Origin of the sequence: Ornithinicoccus halotolerans (assembly GCF_009602535.1) — a bacterium.
Taxonomy (GTDB): domain Bacteria; phylum Actinomycetota; class Actinomycetes; order Actinomycetales; family Dermatophilaceae; genus Ornithinicoccus; species Ornithinicoccus halotolerans.
Genome location: NZ_WIQI01000107.1, coordinates 1 through 8,729, shown reverse-complemented (window position 1 = coordinate 8,729; position 8,729 = coordinate 1). Strand labels below are relative to the sequence as shown.

Annotated in this window: 8 protein-coding genes; 3 read left to right on the top strand and 5 right to left on the bottom strand. The window is 74.7% G+C overall.

Translation table 11 applies throughout. The features are described 5' to 3' along the window. Positions 1-174: 174 nt before the first annotated feature. From GFJ45_RS13735 to GFJ45_RS13725, 3 genes are read right to left on the bottom strand one after another with little or no spacing between them, the layout of a single operon-like run. The gene (locus GFJ45_RS13735) at positions 175-1,308 is read right to left on the bottom strand and encodes an Mrp/NBP35 family ATP-binding protein (protein ID WP_153398168.1); all 1,134 of its coding nucleotides are present in this window, start codon (positions 1,306-1,308) and stop codon (positions 175-177) included. Positions 1,309-1,318: 10 nt separating this feature from the next. Beyond that, the gene (locus GFJ45_RS13730; RefSeq protein WP_153398166.1) at positions 1,319-1,972 is read right to left on the bottom strand and encodes a DUF1003 domain-containing protein; all 654 of its coding nucleotides are present in this window, start codon (positions 1,970-1,972) and stop codon (positions 1,319-1,321) included. After that, positions 1,962-3,251, bottom strand: coding sequence for a magnesium transporter MgtE N-terminal domain-containing protein (locus GFJ45_RS13725; protein ID WP_153398164.1), 1,290 nt, complete (start codon positions 3,249-3,251; stop codon positions 1,962-1,964). Before GFJ45_RS13725 ends, GFJ45_RS13730 begins: the two co-directional genes overlap by 11 nt. 72 nt (positions 3,252-3,323) lie before the next feature. Here GFJ45_RS13725 and GFJ45_RS13720 point away from each other — a divergent pair, with 72 nt between their 5' ends. Next, entirely contained in the window at positions 3,324-3,821 is a 498-nt protein-coding gene (locus GFJ45_RS13720) for a general stress protein (RefSeq protein WP_153398162.1), read from the top strand. Positions 3,822-3,835: 14 nt separating this feature from the next. On the opposite strand, the gene GFJ45_RS13715 is transcribed toward GFJ45_RS13720, so the two are convergent. After that, entirely contained in the window at positions 3,836-5,353 is a 1,518-nt protein-coding gene (locus GFJ45_RS13715) for an aminopeptidase P family protein (protein WP_153398160.1), read from the bottom strand. Positions 5,354-5,421: 68 nt separating this feature from the next. Between GFJ45_RS13715 and GFJ45_RS13710 the strand changes: the two genes are divergently transcribed. After that, positions 5,422-6,984 carry a threonine/serine exporter family protein gene (locus GFJ45_RS13710; RefSeq protein ID WP_153398158.1) on the top strand — a complete coding sequence of 521 codons (1,563 nt, stop codon included), beginning with the start codon at positions 5,422-5,424 and terminating at the stop codon, positions 6,982-6,984. A gap of 20 nt (positions 6,985-7,004) precedes the next feature. On the opposite strand, the gene GFJ45_RS13705 is transcribed toward GFJ45_RS13710, so the two are convergent. Next, positions 7,005-7,700, bottom strand: coding sequence for a DcrB-related protein (locus GFJ45_RS13705; RefSeq protein ID WP_153398156.1), 696 nt, complete (start codon positions 7,698-7,700; stop codon positions 7,005-7,007). An 84-nt stretch (positions 7,701-7,784) separates the two neighbouring features. Between GFJ45_RS13705 and GFJ45_RS13700 the strand changes: the two genes are divergently transcribed. After that, on the top strand, positions 7,785-8,651 hold the full coding sequence (locus GFJ45_RS13700; RefSeq protein WP_153398154.1) for a PHP domain-containing protein: 867 nt from the start codon (positions 7,785-7,787) through the stop codon (positions 8,649-8,651). Positions 8,652-8,729: the final 78 nt, after the last annotated feature.

Below are 8,729 nucleotides of genomic sequence, written 5' to 3'. Positions count from 1 at the left end.
GCATCGACTCACCTTCCGCATCCACGATGTCGACCTGACTGTGGTCCAGGCACACCTCCGCGCGCGCGGTCGGCGGGCCGGGATGCACGACCCCGACCGGCCGACGCCGTTCGACACCGACGCCACCTGAGCGGCCGGCCACGGCGGCACCCCGGTGAGTGGAGTCCGCGGTGCTCAGCGGGCGGCGGGGGTGATGTTTAGCTTGCGCCCGGCCAGGCCGCGCCCGCGCCGGGCCAGCTGGCGGGCCACCGCGCGCAGCGCGCTGGCGGCCGGCGAGTCCGGCTCCTGCAGCACGACCGGCACGCCCCGGTCACCGCCCTCCCGGACCGCGGTGTCGAGCGGGATCTGCCCCAGCAGCGGCACCTCCGCCCCGATGGAGCGCGCCAGCGAGTCGGCCACGACCTGGCCGCCGCCGGAGCCGAAGATCTCCTGCCGGGTGCCGTCCGGCAGCTCCAGCCAGGACATGTTCTCCACCACCCCGACCAGCCGCTGGTGGGTCTGCAGCGCGACGGACCCGGCACGCTCGGCGACCTCGGCGGCCGCCTGCTGCGGGGTGGTCACGACCAGCAGCTCGGAGTTCGGCAGCAGCTGGGCGACGGTGATGGCGATGTCGCCGGTCCCGGGCGGCAGGTCCAGCAGCAGCACGTCCAGGTCGCCCCAGAACACGTCGCTGAGGAACTGCTGCATCGCGCGGTGCAGCATCGGGCCGCGCCAGACCACCGGCTGGTTGCCCGGCACGAACATGCCGATCGAGATCACCTTCACGCCGTGCGCGATGGGCGGCAGGATCATGTCGTCGACCTGGGTCGGCTGCTGCTCCACCCCGAGCATGCGGGGCACCGAGAAGCCGTAGATGTCGGAGTCGACCACGCCGACCCGCAGCCCCTCGGCGGCCATCGCGGCGGCCAGGTTGACCGTCACCGAGGACTTGCCGACGCCCCCCTTGCCGGAGGCGACGGCGTACACCCGGGTCAGCGTGTCGGGCCGGGCGAACGGGATCTCCTTCTCGGTCTGGCCGCCGCGCAGCTGCTGGCGCAGCCCGGCGCGCTGGTCATCGCTCATCACCCCGAGCCGGACCTGCACGTCGGTGACGCCCGCCACCTGCTGCACCGCGGCGGTGACGTCCTTGGTGATGGTGTCCTTCATCGGGCACCCCGGGACGGTCAGCAGCACGGTGACGCCGACGCGCCCCGGCGGGGCGATGTCGACGGACTCCACCATGCCGAGCTCGGTGATGGGCTTGCGGATCTCGGGGTCGTCGACGGTGGCCAGGGCAGCGTGGACGGCGTCCTCGGTGGGGGCGGACATACCCTCCATGCTAGGTGCCGTCGGGCCGGCCTCCGTCCCCGGAGGGGGTCGTGCCCCGGCCGGGGCCGGGCCGCTCCCGGGACTCCTCGGCCTCGGCCTCCACCACCCGCAGCCCCCGCTCCTCCATCTCGTCCAGCAGGCCGCGCAGCTCGGAGCGGACGAAGTCGCGGGTCGCAGCGTCGCGCAGCGCGATCCGCAGCGCCGCCACCTCCCGGGTCAGGAACTCGGTGTCGGCGAGCGCCCGCTCGTCCCGGGTGCGGTCCTGCTCGATCATCACCTTGTCGCGGTCGGTCTGCCGGTTCTGCGCGAGCAGGATCAGCGGCGCGGCGTAGGAGGCCTGCAGGCTCAGCATCAGGGTGAGGAAGATGAAGGCGTAGGGGTCGAACCGCAGCGGCTCCGGCAGCACGACGTTCCACAGGATCCAGATCGCCACGAACGCCGTCATGTACGCCAGGAACCGGGCGGTGCCCATGAACCGGGCGAACGCCTCGGCGAACCGGCCGAACGTGTCCGGGTCCGGGCGGGGACGCCACAGCAGCGGGCGGCGGGTGGCCAGTGGCTGGTCCAGCCGCTCCTCGTCGCGGGAGACGCGGGTCACCCGGTCCACTGCCCGCTCGGCGAGGCGGTGCCGGCGTGGTCCCGGCCCGGGCGGCTCAGTCGACATGGCTCACCTCCGTGGACTCGTGCCGCTCCTCCCGCCAGTCCTCCGGCAGGATGTGGTCGAGGACGTCGTCGACGGTCACCGCGCCCAGCAGCCGGCCGTCGTGGTCGGTCACCGGGAGCGCCACCATGTTGTAGGTGGCCATCAGCCGGGTCACCTGGCCGAGCGGGGCGTCGGTGCCGACCGGCTCCACGTCCCGGTCCAGCACGCTGGCCACCGGCTGGTGCGGGGCCTCACGCAGCAGCGCCTGGATGTGCACGACCCCGAGGAGCCGCCCGGTGGGGGTCTCCAGCGGCGGGCGGACGACGTAGACCAGGGAGGCCAGAGCCGGCGAGAGCTCCTCCTGGCGCACCACTGCCAGCGCCTCGGCGATGCTGGCCTCGGGGGACAGGATCACCGGGTCGGTGGTCATCATGCCGCCGGCGGTGTCCTCCTCGTAGGCCATCAGCCGCCGGAGCGGCGCCGCCTCGCCGGGCTCCATCAGCTGCAGCAGCCGCTCGGCAGCCTCCGCCGGCAGCGTCGAGAGCAGGTCGGTGGCGTCGTCAGGCTCCATCGCCTCCAGCACGTCGGCGGCCCGCTCCGGGCTAAGGTGGGTGACGATCTCCAGCCGGTCGTCGTCGGGCAGCTCCTCTAGCACGTCGGCGAGGGTCTCGTCGTCCAGCGCGTCGGCCACCTCGGCCCGCCGCCGCGGGGAGAGCTCCCGGACGGCCTCGGCCAGGTCGGCGGGCTTGCGGTCCTCGTAGCCCTCCAGCAGCATGTCGGCGCCCTGCGGGCCGACCGGGCGGATCAGCCCCTCGACCTCGGCGAACGGCACCAGCAGGGTCTCGCCGCGGCGGCGGCGCAGCCGCAGCCGGGAGCCCTGCTGCGGCGGGCCCTTGCGGCAGAACACCCTGGTGATGCGCCAGTCCCGGTTGGGCTGCAGCTCCAGGCCCAGGTCCTCCACGACCGCCGGTACGGGGCCGTCCTCGGTGCGCACCGTCACCGGGCGGTCGAACAGCTCGGCGACGACCAGGGTCTCCCCGGGGCGCTGCTCGAACCGCCGGAGGTTCACCAGCCCGGTCGAGATCACCTGGCCGGCGTCGATGCTGGTGACCCGGGTCATCGGCACGAACACCCGCCGACGGCCCGGCACCTCGACCACCAGCCCGATCGCCCGGGGCGCCCGTCCCCGGCCGGCCCGGAGGGTCACCACGACGTCGCGAACCCGGCCCACCTCGTCGCCGTGGGGGTCGAACACGCCGAGGTCGCGCAGCCGGGCGACGAACAAGCGGGCGGTGGTCACCGGTGCAGGATAGCCACCGGCGGCCCGCCCGGCCGCGGTGGCGAGCCGGGGTCACGATGCGACAATGGGTCGGTGAGCACGCACAGTTCCTTCGGGCGCCCGGTCCGGGTCTCCGGTCTGCAGCTGGAGTTCCCGATGTCGCTCGGGGGGTTCGACCGCTACGAGGAGGCCCAGGCGGCGGTCGACTACCTCTCCGACAACGACTTCCCCGTCGAGGAGTGCATGATCGTCGGGACGGACCTGCGGCAGGTGGAGCGGGTGACCGGCCGGCTCACCCCCGCCCGGGTCGCGCTCGGGGGCGTCCTCACCGGGCTCTGGTTGGGACTGTTCGTGGGGCTCATCTTCGCGCTGTTCGCCCCGAGCGGCGACGCCTTCATGACGGTGCTGTGGTGCGTCGGGTTCGGGGCCATGTTCGCCCTGGTCTGGGCGCTCATCGGCTACTGGGCCACGCAGGGCCGGCGGGACTTCACCTCGGTCTCGCAGGTGGTCGCCACCCGCTACGAGGTGCTGACCGAGCACAAGCACGCCGAGCACGCCCGCGACCTGCTGGCCCGCCGCGCGCTCGGCTGACAGCGGCGCTGCCGCTACCCGCGCCGGCCGCCGGCCCGCACCCAGGCCTCCACGTCCTCCGGGCGGCGCGGCAGCATCGCCGACAGGTTGCGGCAGCCGTCCTCGGTGACGACCACGTCGTCCTCGATCCGCACCCCGATGCCACGGAAGCGCTCGGGCACCAGCAGGTCGTCGGCCTTAAAGTACAGCCCCGGCTCGACCGTCAGCACCATCCCGGGCCGCAGCTCGCCGTCCAGGTAGTCCTCGCGCAGCGCCAGCGCGCAGTCGTGCACGTCCAGTCCCAGGTGGTGGCTGGTGCCGTGCACCATCCAGCGCCGGTGGTACTGCCCCTTCTCGGCATCGAGCGTGGTCTCGACGTCGACACCGTCGGGCAGCAGCCCCCACTCGTGCAGCCGGGTGGCGATCACCCGGATGGCGGCGGCGTGCACGTCGCTGAACCGGTTGCCCGGGCGCACCGCCTCCAGCCCGGCCTGCTGGGCCTCCAGCGCCGCCTCGTAGACCATCCGCTGGGTGTCGTCGAAGCTGCCGGAGACCGGCAGCGTGCGGGTGACGTCGGCGGTGTAGAGGCTGTCCACCTCCACGCCGGCGTCCAGCAGCACCAGCTCGCCCTCGCGCACCTCGCCGGTGTTGCGGATCCAGTGCAGCGTCGTCGCGTGGTCGCCCGCCGCGCAGATCGAGTCATAGCCCACGCCGTTGCCGCGGTGCCGCGCGTGCAGCCCGAACACGCCCTCGACCCAGCGCTCGCCCCGACCCCGGCGCACCGCCTCGGGCAGCCCGGCGACGACGGCGTCGAAGGCCTCGGCGGTCGCGGCGACCGCCTGCGCCATCTGCTCGAGCTCCCACTCGTCCTTGACCAGGCGCATCGTCGACAGGAACCGGGCCAGGGCGAGGTCGTCCTCCTCGGCCGGCTGGCCCGCCGCCTGCGCCGCCTCCGTGGCCTGCTGCTCGCCGGACTCCCGGCGCACCCGGTCCACCAGGGCCGCTACCTCGGCGTCGGCGTCGCGCACCACGCGCAGCCGGACGCCGCCGGCGTCCTTGGCGAGGGAGTCCGCCAGCTCCTCCAGCGGACGGGTGGCCAGCGCCAGCTCGGCGGCCATCGACGCCAGCGTCGGCCGCGCACCCACCCAGAACTCACCGACCCGGGAGTCGGCGAAGAACTCGTCGGTGTCGCGCCCGGCCAACGGACGGAAGTACAGCACGGCCTCGTGACCGCCGTCGGTGGGCTCCAGCACCAGCACCGCGTCCGGCTCCCGGTCCGCGCCCAGCCCGGTCAGGTGGGCGAACGCGCTGTGCGGGCGGAAGACGTAGTCGGTGTCGTTGCTGCGCACCTTCAACCCCCCGGCCGGGACGACCAGCCGCTCCCCGGGGAAGGCCGCCGACAGCTGCTCGCGGCGGCGGGAGGCGTAGGGTGCCGCCTTCGCCGCCGCCGGCGGGGTCTCGTCGCGCGGTGCCCAGCCGCTGGCGACGAAGCGGCGGAACGCGGCGCTGGTGGGGCGGCTACGGTGCTCGGCCCGGGTCTGCTTCTCGCTCACCCGTCCATGCTCGCACGCCGGATGACCGCGGCGTCCGAGGGCGGGACGGGGGGACCTACCCTGGGTGCGTGAGCGAGCGCGTGAACCCAGGCGCGGGGGAGCAGGCCGGACGGCCGGACACCCAGCAGGACGAGGACACCGGGCGGCTGCTGACCGGCGCCGAGGTGACCGGCCCGTGGGTCAAGCCGGCCCAGCTGCAGGCGGTGCCCCGCATCGGGCGGGTGTGGCGCGACCGCGCGCACTGGGTGGTGCGCGGGGTGGGTGCGCCCACGGTGACGATCGGCGCCCCCGGCGGGGACGAGGTCTCCCAGCGGCACGCTCGGTCGGTCATCGACCTGGCGCTGCGGGTCGGGGAGGCGATGCTGTCGACCGGGGCCAGCGCCTCCGACGTCGTCGCCACGCTGCTGCGGCTCACCCACGCCTACGGGGTGCACTCGGCCCACATCGACATCACCTTCACCTCGGTGTCGGTCTCCATCCACCGCGGCGTGGACGAGGACCCGCTGAGCGTCATGCGGGTGGTGAAGGTGCGTTCGGCCGACTACACCCGGCTGGAGGCGCTGCAGACCCTGGTGGACCAGGTCGCCGACCCCGCGCACCCGTACGGGTACGGGCTGGACATCGACGCCGCCCGGGCCCGGCTGGAACGGATCCTCACCGCGCCCCACCCCTACCGCCGGTGGGTGGTCACCGCCGGGGTGTCGCTGCTGGCGACGGGCGTCGTCGGCCTGTTCGGTGCGCAGCCGGGCATGATGCTGGTGGCCGCGATCGCCGTCGCGGTCGTCGACCGGGCGCAGCGCCGGCTGGCCCAGTTCGGCGTCGCGGCGTTCTTCAACCAGGCGGTCGCGGCGGCCATCCCCACCTCGGTGGCGGTGGCCCTGAACTACCTGGAGGACCGGGGCATCGAGGTGCCGGGTGTCGAGTCGCCGTCGCTGGTGGTCATCGCCGGCATCATCCTGCTGCTGGCGGGGCTGACCGTCATGGGCGCGGCGCACGACGCGCTGGAGGGCTACTACGTCACCGCTGGCGCGCGCGGGCTGGAGGTGCTGATGCTGACCGCGGGCATCGCGGCCGGGATCTCGGCGGTGCTCGGGCTGGCGTTCCGGCTGGGCATCCCGATGCAGGTCTCGCCCTACGTCGGGGTGGGTGACGACCTGGTGCTCACCACGATCTCGGCGATGCTGGTGGCGGCCGGCTTCTGCATCTCCACCTACACCGGGGTGCGGACCACGATGGTGGCGCTGGCGGTGTCGGCGCTGGCCTGGTTGGTGTTCCAGGCGGTGCTGCTGCTGCAGGTCGGTACCCCGACGGCCACCTTCTTCGCCTCCACCGCCGTCGGTGCCGCCGCCTACGTCGGCCACCGCAGCTGGCGGCTGCCCGAGCTGCCGGTCGCCACCGCCGGCATCGTCAGCCTGCTGCCCGGGCTGGCCGTCTACCGGTTCCTGTTCCTGATGATGGAGGACTCCGCCGGGCTGGTGGGCACCGCCATGGTGGAGCTGACCCGGGCGCTGGCCACCGGTCTCGCGCTGGCCGCCGGCGTCTCGATCGGCGGGTTCCTGGTGCGGCGCCGGTTCGGGCTGGACCTGGCCTCGACGCGGGCCCGCCGCCGCGCCCGCGGCGGCTACGTGTAGCGGCGGGCTACTCGGCCCAGCTACTCGGTCCAGGTCCACCCCTGCAGGATCTGGTCCAGCACCGGGGCCTGCTGCTCCTCCTGCCCGGCCGCGGTGGAGAACGTCACCACGTAGGTGCGGTCCTCGTGCTCCAGCCAGCGCTGCACCTGGGCGATCTGGCTGCCCTCGGAGCTGCGCCGCACCCGGTACCCGTAGGCCGGCACCCCGTCGACCTCGATCGGGTCGAGCATCTCGTGCTCGCCGTCCTCACCGGCGACGTCGGCGGCGGCCTCCTCCACCGCCTGCTCCAGGTCGGGGATCGGCTCCTCGCTGGCCACCACCAGGTTGGCGAAGAAGTCACCGCTGCCGGCGTCCTCGCGGATCGCCAGCTCGATCTCCTCGGGGACCTCCTCCGACACGTCGCTCCACCCGGCGGGACGCACCAGCTCGAAGGCACCGTCCCGGGAGGTCACCACCCGGTCCTCCGGGTCCGCGGTGGCCTGCTCCCCGTCGGCCGGGGCGGTCCGGTCAGCGGCGTCGCCGGTCACCGGTGCGGTCGTGGCCGCGTCGGCGGGGGCGCTGCTCGCGCCGGGGGCCTGGTCGGCGCCGGTCTCCCCGGCCCCCGAGCAGGCGGCCAGCAGCAGCGCGAGCGCCGCAGCAACCAGCGGGCGGTCTGCCCGGCGGTCTCGGCCGCGACGGGAACGCTGCCCGCGGGGTGCGGCGGGGACGGGTCGCATCGGGCACCTCTCCTTGGACGGCCAGGAAGCAGCTCCCAGTATGGCCGCTCCGGCAACGCAGCGTGCTGCGGCTACGGTGGGCCGGTGGTGATCGACCTGCACACCCACAGCCGCCACAGCGACGGTACCGACACCCCGGGGGAGCTGGTCGCGGCCGCGGCGGCCGCGGGTGTGCGGGTGGTGGCGCTGACCGACCACGACGCGGCCACCGGCTGGGACGAGGCCGACCGGGCCGGTCGCGAGCACGGCGTCACCGTGGTGCCCGGGATCGAGCTGTCCTGCCGGTGGCGGGGGGTCAGCGTGCACCTGCTGGGCTACCTGTTCGACCCGCAGGACGTCGCCCTGCTGGCCGAGACCGGGCGGGCCCGGCGGCACCGGGTGACCCGCATCGAGCAGATGGCGCAGGCGCTGGCCGACGCGGGCTGGCCGGTGTCGGTCGCGCAGGTGCACGCCCAGGCCGGGGCGGGTGCCACGCTGGGGCGCCCGCACCTGGCCGACGCGCTCGTCGCCGCCGGGGTCTACCCCGACCGGGAGGCGGCGTTCGCCGACGTGCTGCACGGCAACAGCCGGTTCTACGTCGGCCACTACGCCCCCGACGTCGTGGCAGCGGTGGCCATGCTGCGCGCGGCCGGGGGCGTGCCGGTGATGGCCCACCCGTTCGCGGCCGCGCGGGGGACCGTGGTGGGCGACGACGCGATCGAGGCGATGGTGCGGGCCGGCCTGCTGGGCCTGGAGGTGGACCACCGGGACCACGACGCGGCCGCGGTCGCCCGCGGGGAGCGGCTGTGCGACCGGTGGGGGCTGCTGCGCACCGGCGCCAGCGACTACCACGGCCGGGGCAAACCGAACCGGCTCGGCGAGCGCACCACCGACCCGGCGGTGCTGACCGAGCTGGTCGCCGCCGGCACCGGCAGCCCGCTGCTGGGCGCGCCGTTGCCGAGCCCCGGCTGAGGCGCCCTCGCCGCTACCGGCCGGTGGCCGAGGGCATCCCGCCGGCGCTCAGTCGGTGGTCGAGCTGCCGGAGCCGCC